The sequence below is a fragment of the Paenarthrobacter sp. TE3676 genome (assembly GCF_056279165.1).
This window is the reverse complement of the sequence record NZ_JBWBQU010000004.1, coordinates 128,370-150,135: the sequence shown is the minus strand read 5'-3', so window position 1 is coordinate 150,135 and position 21,766 is coordinate 128,370. Positions and strand designations below refer to the sequence as shown.

The following is a 21,766-nucleotide window of genomic DNA, read 5'->3' as shown; positions in this document are numbered from 1 at the left end:
GTTAGAGGACCTGCTTGAGGAAGGCTTGGGTGCGGGGTTCTTTGGGGTTGGTGAGGACTTCGCGGGCGTCGCCGCGTTCTACGACGTTGCCTTCGTCCATGAAGATCAGGGAGTCGGCTACTTCGCGGGCGAAGCCCATTTCGTGGGTGACGACGACCATGGTCATGCCTTTTTTGGCGAGGTCTTGCATGACGTTGAGGACTTCGCCGACTTTTTCGGGGTCCAGGGCGGAGGTGGGTTCGTCGAAGAGGATGATTTCGGGGTTCATGGCCAGGGACCGGGCGATGGCGACGCGTTGTTGTTGGCCGCCGGAGAGTTCGGCTGGGTAGCGGTCCGCGAAGGCTTCGAGGCCGACGCTGGTGAGGAGTTCTTGTGCGTGTTTGGCTGATTGTTTTTTGTCGGCGTGTTTGACCAGGACGGGTCCGGCCATGACGTTGTCGCGGGCTGTCATGTTGGGGAAGAGGTTGAAGGACTGGAACACCATGCCGACGCGGGTGCGTTGTTGGGCGAGTTTTTTGGGGGGGAGTGCGTGGTAGGCGGTGTCTGTTTCGTAGTAGCCGAAGTCTTCGCCGTTGACTTTGAGGATGCCGGAGTCGACGGTTTCGAGGCCGTTGATGCAGCGTAGGAGGGTGGATTTGCCGGAGCCGGAGGGGCCGATGATGCAGCAGATTTCTCCGCTGGCGATGTCGAGGTCGACGTCTTTGAGGACTGTTTTGGGTCCGAAGGATTTGCGGATTTTTTGGGCGTGGATGGTGCCGTCAGCGTTCATCGTGCGATGCCTTCCGGTGCGGTGAGTGTCACTTTGCGGGCTTTGCGGGGGACCCGGGCGGAGGTGTGGGAGTATTTTTGTTCGAGTTTTGATTGGGGGTAGCTCAGCAGCATGGTCATGACGAGGTACCAGAGGCTGGCGACGATGAGCAGCGGGATGGTTTCGTAGGTCCGGGCGTAGATGAGTTGGGCGCTTTGGAGTAGTTCGGCGACTCCGAGGACGGAAACCAGGGAGGTGCCTTTGAACATGCCGATGACCTGGTTGCCGGTGGCGGGGATGATGGAGGGCATGGCTTGGGGGATGATGACTTTGCGCATTTTCATGGCTCCGCTCATGCCCAGGGAGTCGGCGGCTTCGATTTGGCCTTTGCCCACTGAGGAGAATCCGCCGCGGATGATCTCGGCCATGTAGGCGGCTTCGTTCAGGGTCAGGCCGATCAGGGCTGCGGTGATGGGGCCCATGAGGGCGTTGGTGTCGATCGCGGTGCCGATGTCGGTGAAGGGGATGCCGATGCTCAGGTTCGGGTAGAGGGCGGAGAGGTTGAACCAGAAGATCAGTTGGACCAGGACCGGGGTGCCGCGGAAGATCGTGATGTAGACCCCGGCGAGGGCGGCGATGGGTTTGATGGTGGAGGCCCGCATGATGGCCAGGCCCAGTCCGAGGAGGGTGCCCAGGGCCATGCTGGCCACGGTGAGGAAGATGGTGAGCATCAGTCCGCGGAGGATGGATTCGTGGGTGAAATATTTCGCTACGACGTCCCATTTGAAGTTCGGGTTCGTCGCGACCGAACTCAGGACGCCGATACCGACCAGGATGCACACCACCCAGGAGACGTACTCGAACGTGCTGCGCCGCTTCAAGCGCGGCTTCAATGCCGAATCCAACCCGCTCATCACATTGCTTCTTTCCATAGTCACTTGCTTCATCGGAGCACCCACTAGTTCAGCTTGGCGTCAGTGATGGCTCCGGAGTCCAGGCCCCAGTTATCCAGGGACTCCTTGTACTCCGGGGTCTGAAGGACGGACTGGAGGGCAGTCTGGAAGGCCGGGGTCAGGGGCGAGCCCTTCTTCAGTCCGATTGCCGTCAGGTCGCTGGAGCCGACGTCGACGCGACCCACGAGTTCGAAGGAGCCTGGCTGCTGCTTCTCAGCCCAGCCGAGAGCAGTTGTGTCGTACAGGATTCCGTCGATGCGCTTGGAGTGCAGCTGGGTCAGCGCGTCCTGGATGTTGGGCAACGTCACGCCGTTAATGGCCGGCTGTCCCTTTGAGGTGCAGGTCTGCTCGCTGAGGGTTGGGAGGCGCTTGAGCTGCCCGGTTGATCCTTGCGTCACTGCAATGTTCTTACCGCACAGGGTCTCAACGGTGAGCTTAAGTGGGTTGCCAGCGGCCACAGCCACCGAGTTACCCGCTTTGAAGTAGTCGATCATGTCCAGGACCTTGAGGCGTTCCTCAGTTTTGGACATGGTGGTGGCAGTGAAATCGAAGCGGCCGCCATCGAGGCCGGGAACAATCGTGTCGAACTTCGTGTCCACGAACTTCAACTTCAGGTCAAGCTTCTTCGCAATGAGCCTGGCGATGTCCGGGTTGAGGCCAATCGGAGTCGTATTATCCTCAGCCAGGAAGGTGGTGGGAGGGTAGTGCAGGTCCATGGCAACCGTGAGCTCGCCCTTGTCCTTGATGGACTGCGGCAACAGGGCAACAGCAGCTGAATCCGGCTGGACGCCCTCGGAGATGTCGGTGGTGTTGGCAGTCTTGCTGTTGTCGGCGGAATCGCTGTTCGCGGTGCCTCCACAAGCGCTCAGTGCCAGCAGTACGGCAAGTCCGGCAGCTGCGGTTTGCGCCTTGGTTCGAATCTTCATGGTGCTTCCCTTCGAGGGAGTCGGGCGGTGGGGAGGGGAGAAGGTCTTGGTAGTAATGTGATCCGGATCTCTCCGTCATCTACTGCAATGCAACCCCCTCAACAGTAGATTGTCAACAATTGACAGAAACTTTTTTCAGCACATCCGTTCATTGAGAATCGTTCTAACCAGGCTCCAGAAACTGTTGACAATTTACAATTTGGCGGCCTAAAGTCGAGTCAGCGGTCGAGAAGCTCCCGGACTGCCCGGCAGGTTTTTACGGGTGCATCCGCTTCACTCGACACCCTTACACGCGGCCCGCCCGCCCCCATATCCCGAAAAGAAACGGACTTGACATGGCAGAGACCAATTCCCGGCCGAAGTACATCTCCTTTGATATCTACGGCACACTCATCAACTTCGACATCGATCCCACTACGCGGCGTTTGCTTGATGGCCGAATCTCTGAAGAGCAGTGGCCCACCTTCAAGAAGCAGTTCCGTGGATACCGCTTTGACGAAGTACTGGGGGATTACAAGCCGTATGAGCAGATCCTCCAGGATTCCTTTGATCGTGTGTGCAGGCGCTGGGGAATTGGGCCTACTGAAGGCGCAGGCGCAGCTTTTGCTGATGCTGTCCGCGGCTGGGTTGCCCACGACGACGTGCCGGCCCCGCTGAAGCTCATGGGCGACCACTACCAACTCGTGGCTCTATCCAACGCGGACACCAGCTTCCTGGACATCAGCATTCCCAAGCTCGGTGCAAACTTCCATTCAGTCCTCACCGCCGAGCAAGCCCAGGCGTACAAGCCCCGGTACCAGGCTTTCGAATACATGCTGGACACGCTGAATGCCAAGCCCGAGGACTTCCTGCACATCTCCTCCCACACTCGCTACGACATGCATCCCATGCACGACCTGGGTTTCCGGAACCTCTGGATGCTGGACCGCGGCTATGACCCCATCGGCGACGGCTACGACCTCAGCACAGCCAAATCCCTGGACGAGATCAACAAGTACCTCGGTCTCTAAAACGACCACGAGGCGAAAGGCCAACCGTGAAACTTGTTCCTTACTGGCTCGACACTGCTGAGCCATCCGGCGACTACCGCCGCACTCCAGTCCCGGAGAACGTAGATGTCGCGATTATCGGCGCGGGCTTTACCGGGCTGTCCGCAGCACTTGAATTTGCCAAGCAAGGCGCCACTGTTGCTGTCTTCGAACGCCACACTGTTGGTTGGGGCGCGTCAGGCCGCAACGGGGGCATGGCTACCACTGGTTTGGCCATTGGGTTCAGTACGGCAGTCAAGCGCTACGGGGCTCCCCGTGCCGTTGAGATGTTCCGCGAATACAACGACGCTATTGAAACCATCGAGAAGCTGGTGCACGACAACGGCATCGACTGCGACTTCAAGCGCTTCGGCAAGCTCTCCCTCGCGTTCCACAAGTCCCACTACGACGGCTTCCTGAAGTCGCAGGAGCTGCTCGCCAACCTGGTTGACCACCAGGTAAAGGTCATTCCCAAGTCCGAAATCCATGGCGAAATCGGCACCGACTTCTACCAGGGTGCCATGATGGATCCGCTGGGCGCCGGTCTCCATGTAGGGAAGTTCGTGCACGGGCTGGCGAAGGTGGCAGCTGATAACGGCGCAGTCATCTGCGAAAACGCATCGGTTACCGAGCTGAACAAGGTCTCGGGCACAGTGCACGATGTTCACACCACCCGTGGAATTACCCGGGCCAAGCAGGTCCTGGTCGCCACCAGCGGCTACACCGGCAACGTCACCCCGTGGCTGCAGCGTCGCGTGATTCCTGTGGGCAGCTTCATCATCTGCACCGAGCCTCTGTCCGAAGAGGTCCTGAACCGCATCCTGCCCAACCGGCGCCAAGCCTCTGACAGCAAGATGCTGACGTACTACTTCCGCATCACGCCGGACAACAGGTTGTTGTTCGGCGGCCGCGCACGCTTTGCGCTGTCCAGCCCGGATTCGGATGTAAAGAGTGCGGAGATCCTGCACAAGGCCATGACCGAACTCTTTCCCTATCTGTCCAACGTCAAGGTGGACTACATCTGGGGTGGCCTGGTGGACCTCTCCATGGACCAGATGGTCCATGCCGGCCAGCATGATGGCCTGTTCTACTCCCTTTGCTACAGCGGACATGGTGTTCAGATGGCTGCGCACATGGGCAAGAGGATGGCCCACTACATGGCGGGGGACAAGCAGGCCAACGTTTGGGAAGATCTGAAGAACCCGCCTGTGCCCGGCCATTTCGGCCCGCCATGGTTCCTGCCGTTTATTGGCGGAGCCGCGAAGATCATCGACCGCATCAAATAGGCAGGGTAAAGGATCACATGAGTTCATCAACCAAAGTCGCTGAAGCGTGCCCGGAAACAAGGCAGGAGACGGCGTACAGGCGGGCAAGTATCGCGGTCCTGCCAGGAGGTGCGTTCCTGGAAGGCCGTTGGGAGACAGCTGACAGGATCCTCGAAGTCAGGGATCCCGAAGACGGCGTTCTCTTGGGACGTGTGTGTTCCTCCACCCCACAGGATGTCAGGCGTGCGGTTGCCTTTATCCATCGCCACCTTCAGGAAGACGATTGGGCCCTGCGGGACCGCCGGGAGGCTTTGGAACGGGCTGCAGTGCTGCTCGCGGACAAGGCCATACGATTCGCGGAGATCATTGCCGCGGAAAGTAGCAAGACCATCACCGAAGCTGAACGCGAAGTGCGCCGTTGCGCAGAGACCTTGCGGCTTTCCGCTGCGGCGTCCAGCGAACTCGTCGGAGAGACTCTCGCCTTAGAGGACAGCATGGCCGGAGCTGACAAAATCGGCTGGTACAACCGCAAGCCAGTAGGGATTATCGCGGCCATCACCCCCTTCAATGATCCGCTCAATCTCGTGGCACACAAGCTTGGTCCGGCGCTGATCGGGGGCAACGGCGTCGTCCTTAAACCCTCGGGCCGCACGCCGCTTACGGGCCTTGCCTTCATCCAACTGTTGCTTGAAGCGGGCGTCCCCGCCGGTCGCCTTGCCGCCATTGTCTCCGGCCCGGGCGTCTCGGAAGCGATCGTGACGGACCCACAAGTGAACCTCATCTCCTTCACTGGTGGACCGAAAACTGCCGATCGCATCGCTGCCGCTGCGGGAGCAAAGAAGATTCTGTCCGAACTCGGCGGCAACAATGCGACGATCGTCTGCGCGGACGCCGATGCCAAAGCAGCAGCGGCTTCGATCGTGGCCGGTGCGTTTGGCGTGGCCGGCCAGAACTGCCTTTCCGTGCAGCGGGTCTACGTTCACGTCTCCCTGTTTGAACATGTCCTGGAAGAGGTGGTTGCCGGGACCCGGGCGCTGCGTGTCGGGGCTAAATTCGATCGCACCACGGACGTCGGACCACTGATCAGCGAAGCCGAAGCCCGCCGTGTGGAGGAATGGGTGGAGGAGGCCAAAACACTTGGTGCCAGCGTCCAGGTGGGCGGCCGGCGTAGTGGTGCGTTCTACCAGCCAACCGTGCTCACTGACGTGCCCGCCGAGGCCTTGGTCATCAGCGAAGAAGTGTTTGGCCCGGTGGTCAGCATCATGCCGTTCATTCAGGTCGCCGACGCCATCCACGCCGCCAACGACTCCGACTACGGGCTTCAAGCCGGCGTGTTCACGGAGTCGATCGAGCTGGCCCTGGCCATTGCCGACAAGCTGCACGTGGGGGCCGTTGTCATTAATGAGACCAGTGACGTCCGGATCGATTCGATGCCCTTCGGCGGTTTCAAGAAATCCGGTGTGGGGCGTGAAGGCGTCAAACATGCGGTACGTGAGATGACCGAACCCAAAAGCACCATCATCAAATTGGCCGAGCCCGCCACCCGCTGGCAGAAACTCACTGCCACCTCAGAACGGAATGCATCATGACGACCCACAAAATCGCAGTTATCGCGGGTGACGGAATAGGAAAGGAAGTGGTTCCCGCAGCCATCGAATGCCTCGAACGGATCGCGCAGCTCCACTCCATCAACCTCGAGTTCACCCCCTTCGGCTGGGGCTCGGACTATTACAGCATGCACGGACGGATGATGCCCCTGGACGGACTGGAACAGCTGGCGCAGCACGATGCCATCTTCCTGGGCGCCGTAGGCTCACCGGAAGTTCCGGACGCTGAATCGCTGTGGGGTCTCTTGATCCCCATCCGCCGCGAATTCCGGCAGTACATCAACCTGCGGCCGGTAAAAACGCTCGACGGCGTCAAGTCGCCGCTGGCGTCCAAGGAACCGATCGACATTCTGATCGTGCGGGAGAACAACGAAGGGGAGTACTCGGAGGTCGGCGGCCGGATGTACCGCGGACTGCCGCACGAAACAGCTGTCCAGGAAACCATCTTCACCCGCCTGGGAGTATCGCGTGCCGCTCACTTCGCCGCTTCCCTCGCGTCTTCGAGGAGGGGGCACCTGACCTCGGCCACCAAGAGCAACGGCATCATCCACACCATGCCCTTCTGGGACGAGGTAGTGGAAGAAACCACCCGCCTCTACCCCGACGTGACACTCACCAGCGAACTGGTGGATGCCTTGGCTGCGCATCTGGTCCTCAAACCATGGACCTTGGACGTAATTGTTGCCTCGAACCTGCTGGGCGACATCCTCTCGGACCTGGGCAGCTCAGTCACCGGTTCCATCGGTGTGGCTCCCAGCGCGAACCTGAATCCCGACGGTGATTTCCCATCCCTCTTTGAGCCGGTGCACGGATCTGCCCCGGACATCGCAGGGATGGGACTGGCAAACCCGGTGGGCCAGATCTGGTCCGGAGCAATGATGCTCCAGCACCTGGGCCATCCCGAAGCTGCCGAGCATCTGCAGTTGGCCTTCGAGTCGGTGTTGCGCGAGGGTCTTGGTACCCGCGACGTTGGAGGGCCGTCGTCGACCTCGGAATTCACAGCCGCTGTCCTGGCCGCTATCGATGTCATTGACGTGGTTGGCTCTGTTGATGCCGGCACGGCAACCAGGCCTGCGGGAGTACCGGCGTCGTCATGACAGTTACACCCGGACGCAAGAGGCCTGTTGTCGCGGCACTGTATCGGGAGGCCTTGCCGCCCCGGTTGGAGGAAATCGAAGAACTGGCCCAGGTCCGGCTGACCAAAGCAGACGGACTGGCCGAGGCGATGGATGGTGCAGATGTGCTGTATCAGTGGCATTCGTTTTCCCCTGCCTTGCGGGAAAACTGGGAAGCGGCGTCATCGCTGAAGTGGGTCCACGTAACAGCAGCGGGCGTGAGCCAGCTCCTGTTCGACGAGCTCATCCACAGTGATGTGGTCTACACGAACTCCCGGGGAGTCCTGAGCCGTGCCATAGCCGAATTCACGTTGGGCTTCGTCCTGGACATCGCCAAAGACTCGCAGGGCTCGTTCAAGCTTCAGCAGCAGCAGCGCTGGCAGCACCGCGTCACGCGAAAAATTCAGGGACAGCGCGCCTTGGTAGTGGGTGCCGGGTCCATTGGTCAGGAAATCGCCTCCCTGTTCCGTGCTGTTGGCTTGCGCGTTAGCGGTGCCGGGCGCAGCAGCCGGCCAGGGGATGAGTACTTTGAGGAGATCCATTCATCCAAGGACCTGGCCTTGGTGGCCGGCGACTTCGACTACGTTGTGCTGGCCGCGCCCCTGACCGAAGACACCAAAGGCTTGGTGGACGCGGACGTCCTCTCTGCCATGAAGCCTACGGCTCACCTGATCAATGTGGGGCGCGGGGAACTGGTCCGTACGGACTCACTGGTGGATGCGCTTCGTTCGGGATCCATCGCGGGTGCGGCCCTGGACGTGGTTCATCCGGAACCACTCCCCGAGGAACACCCGCTGTGGAGCATGGACAACGTCATCCTTACCCCTCACATGAGCGGGGATACTGACGACTACCTCGACGATCTAGGGAAGCTGTTCGTGGAGAACCTCTGGCGGTTCAGCCGGGGTGAACCATTGCAGAACGTCGTGGACAAGAGGCTCGGGTTCGTTCCTGTTTCCTGATCCTTGTCAACGGGATTGGACGGCCGTGAACCTGAGCACATTGTTACGGGACTTCGGGGTGTCAATTTTCAGGAAGCAAGAGGTAAGGCTAACCTAATAGTCTTCACTTTCCCCATGCCCACCCGTTCGGGCGTACCTAGCAGGCGGTTCCTTTTGCGCACTCCCAGCCGTTACACGGCAGCCCTCGGGCTGGCGGCCCTCCTCACTCTTTCCGGTTGTGGCCTCAGCGGTGGCCAGCCCGCTTCCACCGGGAAGGTGGCTGATACCAACCAGCGCATCGTTGTGGATAATTTCCGTGCACCCGTGGCTAACTGGGCCCCTGAGTCCGATGCTGCGTACATCCTGTCCTTGTCCGGCTGCTTGGAAACGCTCACCAAGTATGATTCCGCCCAGGGAAAAGTGGTTCCATTCCTGGCTACGGAGTGGAAGCAGGCTTCGCCGTTGGAATGGGACTTCACCATTCGTGAAGGCGTGAAATTCCAGGACGGCACCGATCTCACCGCAGAGGCCGTGGCCGCTTCCCTCAACCATGTCCTCAAGGCCAAGGTGCCTGCCAGGGCGTTCAGCCCAAGCGTCGTCAGTGCTGTCCAGGCACGGGATGCCAAGACTGTTCGCGTAACTACGCCCGTGGAAAACCCCTTGGTACCGTTCCGCCTTGCAAGCGTCAACACCGGTGTTCTTGCTCCTGCCGCTTACGCAGGCGCCACCGTCAATCCCTTCGGTCACTGCACCGGCCCGTTCACTCCGGTTTCAGAGAAGGCGAAACAATCCCTGACACTGGACCGCAACGAAAGTTACTGGGGTGGAGATGTCCAGCTCGCAGGAGCTGAAGTGCGGTTCATCACCAACGGCGCAACACGCGCGGCTCAGGTTCAAACCGGTGAGGCGGACATCTCCCTCTCAATCCCGGCCTCTGCCTTGTCCTCGCTAGAGAATGCGCCCGAAGTCTCCGTACTGAAGGCAGACTCACCACGCACGGCCACGCTGTACATGAACAACGGCCGGGCGCCCTTCAACAACGTCGATTTCCGCAAGGCACTCCGCTCGGCACTGGACCTTGAGGCATTGGCTGCCAGCGTCTACGAGGGCGCAGCGCTTCCGGCAGCCGGACCCTATGCGCCATCAGAGCCGTGGGCATCGAGCAATGCGAGCTCGCCGAAGCAGAACGCTGAAGAAGCGAAGAGGCTTCTCGCCGACGCCGGATACACGGCCGATAAGCCGTTGGAAATCATCGCGATTGTAGAACGTGCCGAGTTCGCAGACGTCGCAACCGTGATCCAGGACAACCTCAAGAACATCGGCGTACCCGTGGCCATCCAGACCAAGGAATACGCGTCCGCGGAGCCGGACGTTCTGGCGGGGAACTATGACATGATCCTGAGCCAGCGCAACCGACTCATCGACATCGCTGATCCCATCGGCTTCCTGACGGCCGACTACACGTGCAAGGGCACCTACAACCTCAGCCACTTCTGCAACGAAGAGTTTGACGCGGTCATCACCGAAGCAGCCCGCACGTCCAACACCGAAGAACGTTACAAGCTGTATTCCAAAGCCGGTCAGCTCCTGGATGACCAGGCGGTCAACCTCTGGCTCGTCAATGAACAGGCCACCGACGCCGTCCGCAGCAACGTCATGTCCTACGTTCAGGATCCGCTTTCCCGTTACGTACTGACCGCGCAAACGGCCAAGTCGGGCTCCTAGCAACCAAACCGGGGCCGACAGACAACAGACAAACAAGCATGATCACGTTCCTTGCGAAGCGGACGGCGACCCTCGTGGTCGCCGTCCTGCTGTCGTCTTTCGCCGTATTCCTTATTCCCTATGTCACCCCGGGTGATCCTGTACGGAAAATCATCCGCTCCCGCGTCGCCGGGGATGTGGTGGATGAGGCCACCGTTCGGGCCTTGGGCGAGAGCCTGGGACTCAACGATCCTCTTCCCGTTCAGTACCTGCGCTGGCTGGGGGACTTCTTCACAGGGGATATGGGCTTGTCCCATATCAGCAGAACGCCAGTAGTTGACCAGGTACTACCCGCTTTGGGCATCACCCTGAGCCTGGTGTTCGTGGCCTTGGGCACTGCAGTGCTGGTGTCGCTGCCCTTGGGGATTGTTGCGGCTCTGAAACAAGGAAGTAAGACGGACAAGTTGATCACCACCGTCACACAATCCTTCATCGCCATGCCTGAATACTGGCTGGCCCCGCTGTTAGTGCTCGTGTTCGCCCTCAAGTTTTCCTTGCTGCCTTCCGCAGGGTGGAACACGGCATCGTCCATCGTCCTCCCTGCGGCAACACTGGCATTGCGGCCCATTAGCTTCTTCACTTCGGCTGTGCGGTCAGGAATGGTCGATGCCCTCGAAGCCGAACACATTTCCGCCGCGCGAGCCCGGGGACTGAGCCACGTCCAGACAATCCTGCGGCACGTTGTGCCCAATGGCCTGGTCCCGTTGTCCACTCTGTTCGCGGTGTGGTTCGCGGGCCTGCTGGGGGGCTCGGTCATTGTGGAGGTGATCTTCGCCATTCCCGGCATGGGAAGGCTTCTCTACGACGCCGTAATCAACAGCGACATACCGTTGGCCCAGGGCGGCGTGGTGGTGGTAGTGGCACTGGCTGTCGCAATCACCACGCTTGCCGATTTCCTGCACCGGATCCTTAGCCCGAAGGTGAGTGGAGCCCTTGCGTAACCGTTCAGCGATCGACGCTGCCGCCGTCGTAATCCTCGTTCTGATTGTCGCTGCCGTGGCCGCTGCGCCTTGGTTGGCGCCGTTTCCTCCGGATGACCAGAACCTCGCCGCACGACTTGCGCCACCCAGCGCTACGCATTGGCTGGGAACGGACCACCTCGGGCGGGACACGCTGAGCCGCTTGCTCGACGGCGGTCGCTTCTCCCTGGTGGTTGCCGCACTGGCCACAGTGCTGACCGGAGTCATCGGTTTGGTGGTGGGTGTTCTTAGCGCCCGCCGCAAGGGCTGGCTGGATGAGTTTTTCACCCGCACCAACGACGTCCTGCTGGCACTTCCGGAGATGGTGGTGGCGCTGTTCATCGTCGCTGCCATGGGCACTGGCTTCACCTCGCTGCTGGTGGCACTGACCGTGACAGGGTGGACGCCGTTTGCGCGACTGGCCCGGACCCTGGCTTATGACGTCTCGGCGCGCGGCTATGTCGAAGCAGCGCGAGTGGTGGGATGTTCGCCGTCGTTCATTATTTTCCGCCACATCCTCCCGCACCTGGCCGCCCCCATGCTGGGGCAGGCAACACTTCGCTTCGGTCAGCTCCTGATCAGCGTCGGAGCACTGTCCTACCTTGGGCTCGGCGTGCAGCCGCCGCAATCCGATTGGGGTTCCATGCTGGCAGCGGCGCAACCGTACGCAGAGAGGGCTCCGTGGGGAATCATTGCCCCTGGACTCGCCGTCTTCCTGGTGGCCCTGTGCGTGACATTGATCGGTCAACAGGCATCACGTCGGGCCTCGGATCCGGTGGACGTCCTTGTGGTGGAAGGACAGCATGCCTGAGCTCGTCGTTGAGGATCTGACGGTCCGCAGTGGTGGTACGGGGCGCCCTATCCTCGCAGGTGTCAGCCTGGCCGTGAAACCCGGCGAGTTTGTCGCATTGGTGGGAGGTTCCGGTTCGGGCAAGACCATGACTGCACGGTCGGTGCTGCAGTTGTTGCCTCCACAGTTGAGCATCGAGTCCGGGTCCATCCGGCTTGGGGCGTTTGACTTAACCGGAGCCTCCGAAGCAGAGCTGAACCGCGTTCGAGGTGGCCGGCTAGGGATGTTGTTTCAGCAGCCAAAGAAGATGTTCAACCCCAACAAGACCATCGGCACCCATCTCCGGGAACCACTTAAACTGCATTCGGGCCTACGTGGCCAAGCTGCAAAGACGAGGGTTCTCCAATTGCTGGCAGAGGTGGGCTTCGAGGATCCGCAACGGGGTGCGCGCTCATACCCGCACCAGCTATCAGGCGGCATGGCGCAGCGGGCCATGACTGCCATGGCCTTGGCAGGTCAGCCCGAGATCCTTCTGGCCGATGAACCGACGTCGGCCTTGGACAAAGTGCTGGAACAACAAATCCTGGAACTACTGGACCGGCAACGAATCCAACGCGGTCTGGGCATCCTCTACATCACGCATAACCTTGCTTCGGTGGCCGCATTTGCAGACAGGGTGTTGGTGATGGATGCGGGTGTGATCGTTGAATCAGGCACCACGGAAACGGTCCTGGGCAGCCCCAGGACCGCTTACACGCGCAGGCTCCTCGAAGCGTCCAACTTGGCGCCCACCAGCATCCCGGCTGCCCCGACCCACCAGCGCAGCGCCCTTACGCTGACAAATGTGGTCAAGCAGTTCGGATCCGGCAAACGCAGCGGGCGGCCTGCCTTGGACTCGATTTCGCTGGACGTAAAAAAGGGCGAAATCCTGGGCGTTCTTGGCCAATCCGGGTGCGGTAAGAGCACTCTCGCTCGGGCCATTGTTGGTCTGGAAGGTATCAGCAGTGGCAGCATCACCAGGACGCTGATCGCGGCTGACGCAGGAGCAACGGCCGTTCAGTTGGTGTTCCAGGAACCCCACGATTCGTTCGACCCACGCATGACCCTGCGTGCCAGCCTGGAAGCGCCGCTCCGGTCGCAAAAGGACCTCACAGCAGCTGAACGGTCCCGCAGGCTCGCAGCGGCCATGGAAGAAGTGGAGCTGGATCCCGCCCTCCTGGACCGGCGCCCGGGTCAATGCTCCGGAGGGCAATTGCAGCGGGTCACCATCGCCCGGGCGTTGTTGTTGGAACCAGAAGTGCTCATCTGTGATGAAGCAACGTCTGCCTTGGACGCATTGACCCAACGGACCATCCTTGAACTGTTGCAGCGCCTGCACCGGGACCGCGGACTGACCCTCATGATCATCACGCACGACATGGATGTGGTGAGGCACATGTGCCAGCGGGTCGCAGTCCTCTACCAAGGGCGCCTTGTGGAGCTCAGCGACACGGACAAGTTCTTTTCAGATCCGCAGCACCAGCACAGCCAAGACCTCGTTTCTGCGGCCATTCCGTGCCGTGGGCTGCACCTGAAGAAGATCAGGGCGGCGCTCTAGCAGCCTGGGTGCTAGCGCAGCCTACGTGGGAAGCCCGTCAAAGTCATTGCCTGTTGATCCGGCTCCCTAGTAGGGTCGCGCCAGGAGCGTTCCACTGGGGGATGCGCAAAGAGTCGGGGGCCTGTTGTGCGCCGAATACGCCTGGTAGTTCTTGCTGTGGTTGCCTTGACAGTTGCTCAGCCGGTGGTCGCTTCTCCTGCCCGCGCTGACGACTCCTGGCACAACTTCATTCAGATCTGGTGGGACTTTGAGAAGGTTTACGCTGATCTGCCCACCATAACGGACAACGGAAATGTCATCGTCTACGAGGGAAAGACCGCCTGGGAGGGCCAAGGCCTGGGTCCCGGTCCGAGTGTCGTCCTTGACGCGAATGCCCTGGTGACGCCCGGTGATTGGGATGGAAACGGCAGCGCCGATTGGATGTTTCGCAGCAGTGATGGCGGGTTGTACTTGCGTACAGGTATTGGCGGGAATGTTTCCAAACATGTGGGCCGTGTGTAGGTGGGATGGGGTTGGAACATCATGGCGTCCATCTTTAGCGGACATGATTTCAATGAGGACGGAAAGCCGGACATTCTCGCGGCGGACTCATACGGTTCACTTTGGCTCTACCCGGGCAACGGCTCCGGGGGATGGATGGGCCGGGTCCAAGTCGGCTGGGGTTGGCACAAGATGGATCTCATTGCCGCCCCTGGCGACTTCGATTACGACGGTCACGGTGATGTCATTGCCCGCGACATCGCCGGTTCCATGTGGATCTATCCAGGCAATGGGGCGGGCGGCTTCGCGTGGACACGCCGGTTGCTGACAATACCGACGCCGGCGCTCTTCGGCTGATTTACATAGCAGTACCGACACACAGCAGTCCAGACATTACTAACCCCCTCGCCAGCCAGCTTGGGGGTTAGGCGTCGTTCCGGGCGCCTTCATGTTACTGGCATGTTTCTTGAGTTCTCCATTGAGCATTTGCTAGTATGACAGGACAAACTTAGGAGTGTAGACATGCCGCTTGTTCGAATCGACGTCAATCAGGGTCGCTCGCCGGAAGAGCTCTCCGCGCTGAGCCGCCAGATCCACGATGCAGTCCTCGCTGAATATGGAATCCCGGAAAGGGACTATTTTCATATCCTCACCGAGCACCCGCAGGGTCAGATCATTGCCCAGGACGCAGGCCTTGGCTTTGAGCGCAGCAACGGTGTTGTCATGATCCAGATCTTTACCCAAGGTGGCCGAAGCCAAGAGGCCAAAAGCTCCCTTTTCCAAGCTATTGCGGGCGGTCTCGCGGAGGTGGGGATCTCAGGTGAAGATGTCTTCGTGGGCTATGTGGAGAACTCGCCGGGCGACTGGTCATTCGGATTCGGGCGCAGCCAATACGTCACTGGGGAACTCGCAGTGCCGCGCAAGTAGAGTGGTCCGTGTCATGTTGTAAATATGTCAGTACAAACCTTTGACAGGACATTGATTCTGGTGCAGAGTAGTCATGTGGCCCCGCTCACTGAGGGGTGGCAAGGCATTGGGGCCCAGCGCTCAAAGGTTCAGAGTTCACAAGAGAAAGGTCAACGATTATCGTGACCCACGAACTGCTTACTATCGGGCGCATCAGCGTTGATATTTACCCGAACGACATTGGGGTGGACCTGGAGGACGTGACTTCCTTCGGCAAATACCTTGGAGGTTCGCCCTCCAATGTGGCCGTCGCCGCCGCACGACACGGGCGCCGCGCGGGAATCATCACCCGCACCGGCGACGACGCTTTCGGCACCTATCTTCACCGGGAATTGCGCAAGTTCAATGTTGACGATTCCTTTGTCTCCCCGGTCAAGGAGTACCCCACGGCTGTGACCTTCTGCGCGATCAAGCCGGCAACAGACGAGTTCCCACTGTACTTCTACGGCCGCTTTCCCACTGCTCCGGACCTGCAGATCAAAGCGGAAGAGCTGGACTTGGAGGCGATCCGGGATGCAGGGATTTTCTGGTCCACCGTCACCGGCCTCTGCCAGGAGCCCAGCCGTGGGGCCCACATCAAAGCACACCAAGCCCGTCCGCGAACCGGCCTCAAAGACGGTCAGTTCACCATCCTGGACCTGGACTACCGTCCCATGTTCTGGGCCTCCGAAGAGGAAGCCCGCGCCGAGGTTGCCAAAGTCCTCCCGCACGTTACCGTCGCGATCGGCAACGACAAGGAATGCGCTGTCGCCGTAGGTGAGGGGACGCCTGATGAGCAGGCAGACCGCCTGCTGGCTGCCGGCGTCGAAATTGCCGTGGTCAAACTCGGACCGGACGGCGTCATGGCCAAGACCCGCACCGAGCGTGTGGTTTCGGCGCCTGTACCAGTGGAAACCGTTAACGGTTTGGGCGCTGGCGACTCGTTCGGCGGTGCTTTCTGTCACGGACTGTTGTCCGGTTGGCCCCTCTCGGAAGTCCTGGATTACGCGAACGCATCCGGTGCAATCGTCGCCTCGCGTCTCTCCTGTGCAGATGCCATGCCGACGCCGGAGGAAGTTACCTCGCTGCTCGCAGAACGCGGCCGCCCCATCCCCGGTGCCTCTCTGTCAGCCGCCGCCCTCACAGCCGACACCTTCAGTGAAGGAGCAGTTCGTTGAGCCTTAATGACGATCCCCGCCGCTACGAGCACTTGAGCCGTATCCGGTTGGAGGACCCCGAGGCCGTAGCCCGGGCAGCAGCCACCCGCCGTCGCCATCCTGGCCTGAAACACAGCGCGCAGAACTTCATTGTCGCCGCGGACCACCCGGCGCGGGGTGCCCTCGCCGTTGGTGCTCAGCCAATGGCCATGGCCGATCGCAGGGACCTTTTGGATCGTCTGCAGATCGCGTTGGCGAACCCTGCAGTTGATGGCATCCTCGCCTCGCCGGACATCATGGATGACCTTCTGTTGCTGGGTGCCTTGGAAGGCAAGCTCGTCTTCGGCTCCATGAACCGCGGTGGTTTGGCAGGGCTGGTCAACGAGTTCGACGATCGCTTCACCGGGCACACTGCTGCTGCTTTGGAGGCGCTCGGTGCGGATGGCGGCAAGATGCTCACGCGCATCTGCCTGGGTGACCCTGACACGGTAGCCACTCTCGAGGCGACGGCGAAAGCCATTGATTCGTTGGCCGAGCGCAAGCTCATCGCCATGGTGGAGCCGTTCCTGTCCGTCCGTGATGCACACGGCAAGGTCCGCAATGATCTCCGCGCTGACGCCGTGATCAAATCTGTCGGCATTGCCGAAGGCCTCGGTTCCACCAGTGCCTACACCTGGATGAAATTGCCGGTTGTGGCAGAGATGGAACGCGTCATGGCGTCCACAACCATGCCTACCGTGCTGTTGGGCGGTGACCCCGACGGTAGCCAGGACGAGGTTTTCGCTAGCTGGCAGGCAGCCCTTGCCTTGCCCGGTGTTCGAGGCCTCACTGTCGGAAGGACGCTGCTTTACCCGCACGACGACGATGTGGCGGGGGCTGTTGCGACGGCCGCCTCGCTGCTTAACAATTCTGCGCCCTTGCCCTCCGGGGCGGATGTGCGGACCATGTCAGACCGTATCCCAGTGAAAGTATCGGAGTAGCTAGTAATGGGTACAGCAACCCGTCGGATGACCGTGGCGCAGGCTGTGGTCGAGTTCCTTTCCAAGCAGTACACCGTGGATTCGATCGATGGTGTGGAGTATCGCGAGCGGTTGATTCCGGGGACGTTCGGTATTTTCGGGCACGGGAACGTGGCCGGTGTGGGTCAGGCGCTGAAGCAGTATCAGGCAGCGGACCCCACGATCATGCCGTATTACCAGGGCCGCAATGAGCAGGCCCAGGTGCATCAGGCTGTGGGTTATGCCCGGCATACGCGTCGTCGCCAGACCTTCGCGATCAGCACCTCCATTGGTCCGGGTTCCTCGAACCTGCTGACAGGTGCTGCCCTGGCTACAACCAATCGCTTACCGGTATTACTGCTCCCGAGCGACACCTTCGCGACCCGTGCGGCTGACCCGGTGTTGCAGCAGTTGGAGCTCCCGTACGCGTACGACATCACGGTCAACGACGCGTTTCGTCCGTTGTCCAGATTCTTCGACCGGGTGTCCCGCCCGGAGCAGATGTTCTCTGCATTTCACCACGGATTGCGCGTGCTCACGGACCCGGCCGAGACCGGCGCTGTGACTATTTCGCTGCCGCAGGATGTGCAGGCGGAGGCTTTGGATGTTCCGGAAGAGTTCCTGGCCGAGCGGGAGTGGCGGATCCGCCGGCCCGAGGCAGAGGACGACGACATTCGCCGCGCCGCCGAGGCCATCCGCGCCGCGACGCGTCCGCTGATCATCGCAGGTGGCGGCGTCCTCTACGCGTACGCCAACGAGGAACTCGCCAAATTCGCTGAGCTGACCGGCATCCCGGTGGGCAACACCCAGGCCGGTGTTGGCGTCCTGCCGTGGGACCACAAGTTCTCCCTCGGTGCCATTGGTTCCACGGGCACGACGGCGGCCAACGCCATCGCGGCCGAAGCGGACCTGATCATCGGGATCGGCACCCGTTACGAGGACTTCACTACCGCGTCCCGGACGGCATTCCAGAACCCGGACGTGAAGTTCGTGAACATCAACGTCGCGCCGATCGATGCCTACAAGCACGGCACCACGCTGCCGATCGTTGCTGATGCCCGCAAGGCCCTGGTGAAGCTCAACCAGGCATTGGGCGGTTACCGGGTTGGTGCTGATCTCGAAGAGAAGGTCGCAGCCGAGAAGAAGCGCTGGAACGGAATTGTGGACGAGGCCTTCGAAACCCGTTACACGCCGTTGCCAGCGCAGAACGAGATCATCGGCGCCACCAACAAGGCCATGGATGACCAGGACGTGGTCATCTGCGCGGCGGGTTCGCTGCCCGGTGACCTGCACAAGATGTGGCGGGTCCGGGACCCCTTCGGTTACCACGTGGAGTACGCGTACTCCTGCATGGGTTACGAGATCCCCGGCGGTTTGGGCGTGAAGCGCGCAGCGCTGGCCGAAGCCGCAGCCGGCGGCCCGGACCGGGATGTGGTTGTCATGGTGGGGGACGGCTCCTACCTGATGATGCACACCGAACTGGTCACCGCCGTCGCCGAACGCATCAAGCTGATTGTGGTCCTCATCCAGAACCATGGCTATGCCTCGATCGGGTCGCTGTCAGAGTCTCTTGGTTCGCAGCGGTTCGGTACGCAGTACCGGGTCCTGGACAAGGAACAGCACAGCTTCGACGCCGGTGAGAACCTGCCCATCGATCTGGCCACCAACGCAGAGTCCCTGGGCGCGAGGGTTATCCGGATCGAACCGGGGGAGCACGTGATTGAAGCCCTGGGCGCCGCGATCAAGGAAGCAAAGGCGGCCCCGGAAACGGGCCCGATCGTGATCCACGTTGAGTCTGATCCTTTGCTGGATGCCCCGAGCTCCGAGTCCTGGTGGGACGTTCCGGTCTCGCAGGTTTCCGAGCTCGAATCCACCCGGCAGGCCTACAAGACGTACACCGACCACAAGAACCGCCAGCGCAAGCTGCTCGGCTAGAAACACCAAAGACTAGAAGGAAGTCCGCACATGTCGACGACGACCACACTGACCACCATTCACCATTTCATCAACGGCGCTGAAACCACAGGCGAAGGCGACCGCACCCAGCCCGTATATAACCCCGCCACCGGGCAGGTGTCCGCTGAGCTGCGGCTGGCGAACGAGGCCGACCTGAACGCCACCGTTGCCGCGGCCCGCAAGGCGGCGGATTCGTGGGGTGACGTTTCCCTGGCCAAGCGAACCGCAGTGCTGTTCAAGTTCCGTGAACTCGTTGCAGCGCACGTGGACGACCTCGCTGAGCTGATCACCGCCGAGCACGGCAAGGTCCTCTCCGACGCGAAGGGTGAGATCGGCCGCGGCCTGGAGGTCATCGAGTTCGCTTGTGGCATCCCGCAGCTGCTCAAGGGCGACTACTCGGACCAAGTGTCCACCGGCATCGATGTTTTCTCCTTCCGCGAGCCCCTGGGCGTCGTGGCAGGTATTACCCCGTTCAACTTCCCGGTCATGGTGCCACTGTGGATGGCGCCCATGGCCATCGCCACCGGCAACGCGTTCATCCTTAAGCCCTCCGAGCGTGACCCGTCCGCCTCGATGCTGCTCGCGAAACTGTGGAAGCAGGCCGGCCTTCCCGATGGCGTGTTCCAGGTCCTGCACGGCGGCAAGGAAACCGTTGATGGGCTGCTGACCCACCCGGACGTTGACGGCATCTCCTTTGTGGGCTCTACCCCGATCGCCCAGTACGTCCACGAAACCGCCACCAAGCACGGCAAGCGCGTCCAGGCCCTGGGCGGGGCAAAGAACCACGCCATCGTGATGCCCGACGCCGACCTGGACAACGCCGCAGACCACCTCGCGGCCGCCGCTTTCGGCTCCGCGGGGGAACGCTGCATGGCGATCTCCGTCGCCGTCGCCGTTGGTGACGCTGCTGACCTGATCGTGAAGAAGGTCGAAGAACGCGCCCTGGCCGTGAAGGTCAAGAACGGCACCGAGCCCGACGCGGAAATGGGTCCGGTCATCACCCCGGCCTCCAAGGAACGGATCGTCAAGATCGTCACCGAAGCCGAAACCGCCGGCGCGGCCATGGTGGTGGACGGCCGCGACCTGGTGGTCCCCGGCCACGAAGACGGCTTCTGGGTGGGCCCCACGGTGATCGACCACGTCAAGACCGAAATGACCGCCTACACCGAGGAAATCTTCGGACCCGTCCTGGTAGTGGTCCGCGTCGCTGACCTCGAAGAAGGCATCGCGCTGATCAACTCCAACCCCTACGGCAACGGCACCGCGATCTTCACCTCGTCCGGCGCCGCAGCCCGGAAGTTCCAACGCTCCGTGACCGTCGGCATGGTGGGCATCAACGTGCCCCTGCCCGTCCCGGTGGCCTACCACTCCTTCGGCGGTTGGAAGAACTCGCTCTTCGGCGACAAGCACATCTACGGACCCGAAGGCGTCTCCTTCTACACCCGCGGTAAAGTCATCACTTCCCGCTGGCCCGAACCCACCCACGCCTCCGGCGCCTCCTACAACTTCCCTTCCAACTAATCCATCCCCACAGCCACCCTCGCCTCGCAAGCTCGGCCGGGGAACCCTGGCCGCGTGGGCCCTCTTAGAAAAGACAACGCCGTCATGACTGATGTTGAGAACAAGCTGATCATCGGCACCGCCCCTGATTCCTGGGGCGTCTGGTTCCCTGATGATCCGCAGCAGACTCCGTGGGAACGGTTCCTTGATGAGGTTGCGGAGTCCGGCTACAAGTGGATCGAGCTGGGTCCGTACGGCTACCTGCCGAACGACCCCACCCGCTTGGCTGAGGAACTGAAGCAGCGCGACCTCCAGGTCACCGCAGGTACGGTCTTCACGGCCTTCCACCGTGGTGCCAAGCAATACGACGAAGCATGGGAACCAGCCCGAAAGGTTGCCGAACTGACGGCAGCCATGGGCGGAGAACATATTGTGGTCATCCCCGCCATGTGGCGGGACGACGTCACCGGTGAAGCCGTTGAGAACGGTGAACTCTCGGACGAGCAATGGGCAGACCTGTTCGCTGGCCATAACCGCATGGGCAAGGTCCTGCTGGAGGACTTTGGATTGCACCAGCAGTTCCACTCGCATGCCGACTCGCACGTCGGTGCCCAAAAGGATATCGAAACGCTGTTGGCGGCCACCGATCCGCAGTACTTGAACCTGTGCCTGGACACGGGGCACGCCGAGTACTGCGGCGCATCGAGCCTGGAGCTCATCAAGAACTACCCGGACCGTATCGGATACCTGCACCTCAAGCAGATCAACCCCGAGGTCCTCGCCGAGGTGAACGAGAAGAACATGACCTGGGCAGCCGCCAACCTCGCCGGCGTCATGACCGAGCCGCCGAACGGCCTTCCGGACCTGCGCGCTGTCATCGAAGCCGTGGAAAGCCTCAACCGGCCCATCTTCGGCATCGTGGAGCAGGATATGTACCCGGTAGCGTTCGATGTGCCGATGCCGATCGCCAAGAGGACCCGGAACTACCTGCTTTCCTGCGGATCCCGCACCAGGGTCCAATAACGCCGTTCAGTAGC

At 61.2% G+C, this 21,766-nt stretch carries 20 protein-coding genes; 17 read left to right on the top strand and 3 right to left on the bottom strand.

All coding sequences use genetic code 11. The features are described 5' to 3' along the window. Window position 1: 1 nt before the first annotated feature. Genes ACZ881_RS11315 through ACZ881_RS11305 form a run of 3 tightly spaced genes read right to left on the bottom strand, consistent with a single transcriptional unit; the run spans window position 2 to window position 2,627 of the window. Entirely contained in the window at window positions 2-769 is a 768-nt protein-coding gene (locus ACZ881_RS11315; protein WP_476115310.1) for an amino acid ABC transporter ATP-binding protein, read from the bottom strand. Next, window positions 766-1,680: an amino acid ABC transporter permease gene (locus ACZ881_RS11310; protein ID WP_429329833.1), complete on the bottom strand. Its 915-nt coding sequence runs from the start codon at window positions 1,678-1,680 to the stop codon at window positions 766-768. Before ACZ881_RS11310 ends, ACZ881_RS11315 begins: the two co-directional genes overlap by 4 nt. A 26-nt stretch (window positions 1,681-1,706) precedes the next feature. After that, window positions 1,707-2,627, bottom strand: a complete 921-nt coding sequence (locus tag ACZ881_RS11305) for an ABC transporter substrate-binding protein (RefSeq protein WP_476115306.1) — start codon at window positions 2,625-2,627, stop codon at window positions 1,707-1,709. 335 nt (window positions 2,628-2,962) lie between these two features. Here ACZ881_RS11305 and ACZ881_RS11300 point away from each other — a divergent pair, with 335 nt between their 5' ends. The 17 genes from ACZ881_RS11300 (at window position 2,963) to ACZ881_RS11220 (ending at window position 21,752) form a co-directional block, all read left to right on the top strand. Then, window positions 2,963-3,637, top strand: a complete 675-nt coding sequence (locus ACZ881_RS11300) for a haloacid dehalogenase type II (protein WP_476115303.1) — start codon at window positions 2,963-2,965, stop codon at window positions 3,635-3,637. Between the two features lie 26 nt (window positions 3,638-3,663). Then, window positions 3,664-4,941: an NAD(P)/FAD-dependent oxidoreductase gene (locus ACZ881_RS11295; RefSeq protein WP_476115299.1), complete on the top strand. Its 1,278-nt coding sequence runs from the start codon at window positions 3,664-3,666 to the stop codon at window positions 4,939-4,941. Between the two features lie 17 nt (window positions 4,942-4,958). Beyond that, the gene (locus ACZ881_RS11290) at window positions 4,959-6,509 is read left to right on the top strand and encodes an aldehyde dehydrogenase family protein (RefSeq protein ID WP_476115297.1); all 1,551 of its coding nucleotides are present in this window, start codon (window positions 4,959-4,961) and stop codon (window positions 6,507-6,509) included. Continuing rightward, complete coding sequence (locus tag ACZ881_RS11285) at window positions 6,506-7,624, top strand: tartrate dehydrogenase (RefSeq protein WP_476115294.1); 1,119 nt, start codon at window positions 6,506-6,508, stop codon at window positions 7,622-7,624. The genes ACZ881_RS11290 and ACZ881_RS11285 overlap by 4 nt, the downstream gene beginning before the upstream one ends. Further along, complete coding sequence (locus ACZ881_RS11280; RefSeq protein ID WP_476115291.1) at window positions 7,621-8,604, top strand: D-2-hydroxyacid dehydrogenase; 984 nt, start codon at window positions 7,621-7,623, stop codon at window positions 8,602-8,604. Before ACZ881_RS11285 ends, ACZ881_RS11280 begins: the two co-directional genes overlap by 4 nt. 114 nt (window positions 8,605-8,718) lie before the next feature. Further along, window positions 8,719-10,308, top strand: coding sequence for an ABC transporter substrate-binding protein (locus ACZ881_RS11275; protein ID WP_476115289.1), 1,590 nt, complete (start codon window positions 8,719-8,721; stop codon window positions 10,306-10,308). A 38-nt stretch (window positions 10,309-10,346) separates the two neighbouring features. Next, window positions 10,347-11,288: an ABC transporter permease gene (locus ACZ881_RS11270; RefSeq protein WP_178993911.1), complete on the top strand. Its 942-nt coding sequence runs from the start codon at window positions 10,347-10,349 to the stop codon at window positions 11,286-11,288. After that, the gene (locus ACZ881_RS11265) at window positions 11,272-12,117 is read left to right on the top strand and encodes an ABC transporter permease (protein ID WP_476115284.1); all 846 of its coding nucleotides are present in this window, start codon (window positions 11,272-11,274) and stop codon (window positions 12,115-12,117) included. Before ACZ881_RS11270 ends, ACZ881_RS11265 begins: the two co-directional genes overlap by 17 nt. Continuing rightward, a complete protein-coding gene (locus tag ACZ881_RS11260) occupies window positions 12,110-13,693 on the top strand; it encodes an ATP-binding cassette domain-containing protein (RefSeq protein WP_476115282.1) in 1,584 nt (527 codons plus the stop codon). The genes ACZ881_RS11265 and ACZ881_RS11260 overlap by 8 nt, the downstream gene beginning before the upstream one ends. A 126-nt stretch (window positions 13,694-13,819) precedes the next feature. Beyond that, window positions 13,820-14,194 (top strand): hypothetical protein, encoded by a 375-nt coding sequence (locus tag ACZ881_RS11255; protein ID WP_476115280.1) that lies wholly within the window; start codon window positions 13,820-13,822, stop codon window positions 14,192-14,194. Window positions 14,195-14,215: 21 nt separating this feature from the next. Beyond that, entirely contained in the window at window positions 14,216-14,530 is a 315-nt protein-coding gene (locus ACZ881_RS11250) for an FG-GAP repeat domain-containing protein (RefSeq protein WP_476115278.1), read from the top strand. Between the two features lie 165 nt (window positions 14,531-14,695). Then, the gene (locus ACZ881_RS11245) at window positions 14,696-15,100 is read left to right on the top strand and encodes a tautomerase family protein (RefSeq protein WP_476115275.1); all 405 of its coding nucleotides are present in this window, start codon (window positions 14,696-14,698) and stop codon (window positions 15,098-15,100) included. Between the two features lie 161 nt (window positions 15,101-15,261). Continuing rightward, window positions 15,262-16,296: a 5-dehydro-2-deoxygluconokinase gene (gene iolC, locus ACZ881_RS11240; protein WP_476115273.1), complete on the top strand. Its 1,035-nt coding sequence runs from the start codon at window positions 15,262-15,264 to the stop codon at window positions 16,294-16,296. Continuing rightward, window positions 16,293-17,255, top strand: a complete 963-nt coding sequence (locus tag ACZ881_RS11235) for a Cgl0159 family (beta/alpha)8-fold protein (RefSeq protein WP_476115270.1) — start codon at window positions 16,293-16,295, stop codon at window positions 17,253-17,255. The genes iolC and ACZ881_RS11235 overlap by 4 nt, the downstream gene beginning before the upstream one ends. A 6-nt stretch (window positions 17,256-17,261) precedes the next feature. After that, window positions 17,262-19,208 carry a 3D-(3,5/4)-trihydroxycyclohexane-1,2-dione acylhydrolase (decyclizing) gene (iolD, locus tag ACZ881_RS11230; protein ID WP_476115268.1) on the top strand — a complete coding sequence of 649 codons (1,947 nt, stop codon included), beginning with the start codon at window positions 17,262-17,264 and terminating at the stop codon, window positions 19,206-19,208. Window positions 19,209-19,238: 30 nt separating this feature from the next. Further along, the gene (locus ACZ881_RS11225; protein ID WP_476115266.1) at window positions 19,239-20,750 is read left to right on the top strand and encodes a CoA-acylating methylmalonate-semialdehyde dehydrogenase; all 1,512 of its coding nucleotides are present in this window, start codon (window positions 19,239-19,241) and stop codon (window positions 20,748-20,750) included. An 84-nt stretch (window positions 20,751-20,834) separates the two neighbouring features. After that, window positions 20,835-21,752, top strand: a complete 918-nt coding sequence (locus tag ACZ881_RS11220) for a sugar phosphate isomerase/epimerase family protein (RefSeq protein ID WP_476115264.1) — start codon at window positions 20,835-20,837, stop codon at window positions 21,750-21,752. Window positions 21,753-21,766: the final 14 nt, after the last annotated feature.

Bases quoted from the DNA above. Each gene is read 5' to 3' on its own strand.
- ACZ881_RS11315 (WP_476115310.1), bottom strand. From the start codon at position 769: ATGAACGCTGACGGCACCATCCACGCCCAAAAAATCCGCAAATCCTTC.
- ACZ881_RS11310 (WP_429329833.1), bottom strand. From the start codon at position 1,680: ATGGAAAGAAGCAATGTGATGAGCGGGTTGGATTCGGCATTGAAGCCG.
- ACZ881_RS11305 (WP_476115306.1), bottom strand. From the start codon at position 2,627: ATGAAGATTCGAACCAAGGCGCAAACCGCAGCTGCCGGACTTGCCGTA.
- ACZ881_RS11300 (WP_476115303.1), top strand. From the start codon at position 2,963: ATGGCAGAGACCAATTCCCGGCCGAAGTACATCTCCTTTGATATCTAC.
- ACZ881_RS11290 (WP_476115297.1), top strand. From the start codon at position 4,959: ATGAGTTCATCAACCAAAGTCGCTGAAGCGTGCCCGGAAACAAGGCAG.
- ACZ881_RS11285 (WP_476115294.1), top strand. From the start codon at position 6,506: ATGACGACCCACAAAATCGCAGTTATCGCGGGTGACGGAATAGGAAAG.
- ACZ881_RS11280 (WP_476115291.1), top strand. From the start codon at position 7,621: ATGACAGTTACACCCGGACGCAAGAGGCCTGTTGTCGCGGCACTGTAT.
- ACZ881_RS11275 (WP_476115289.1), top strand. From the start codon at position 8,719: ATGCCCACCCGTTCGGGCGTACCTAGCAGGCGGTTCCTTTTGCGCACT.
- ACZ881_RS11270 (WP_178993911.1), top strand. From the start codon at position 10,347: ATGATCACGTTCCTTGCGAAGCGGACGGCGACCCTCGTGGTCGCCGTC.
- ACZ881_RS11260 (WP_476115282.1), top strand. From the start codon at position 12,110: ATGCCTGAGCTCGTCGTTGAGGATCTGACGGTCCGCAGTGGTGGTACG.
- ACZ881_RS11250 (WP_476115278.1), top strand. From the start codon at position 14,216: ATGGCGTCCATCTTTAGCGGACATGATTTCAATGAGGACGGAAAGCCG.
- ACZ881_RS11245 (WP_476115275.1), top strand. From the start codon at position 14,696: ATGCCGCTTGTTCGAATCGACGTCAATCAGGGTCGCTCGCCGGAAGAG.
- iolD (WP_476115268.1), top strand. From the start codon at position 17,262: ATGGGTACAGCAACCCGTCGGATGACCGTGGCGCAGGCTGTGGTCGAG.
- ACZ881_RS11225 (WP_476115266.1), top strand. From the start codon at position 19,239: ATGTCGACGACGACCACACTGACCACCATTCACCATTTCATCAACGGC.
- ACZ881_RS11220 (WP_476115264.1), top strand. From the start codon at position 20,835: ATGACTGATGTTGAGAACAAGCTGATCATCGGCACCGCCCCTGATTCC.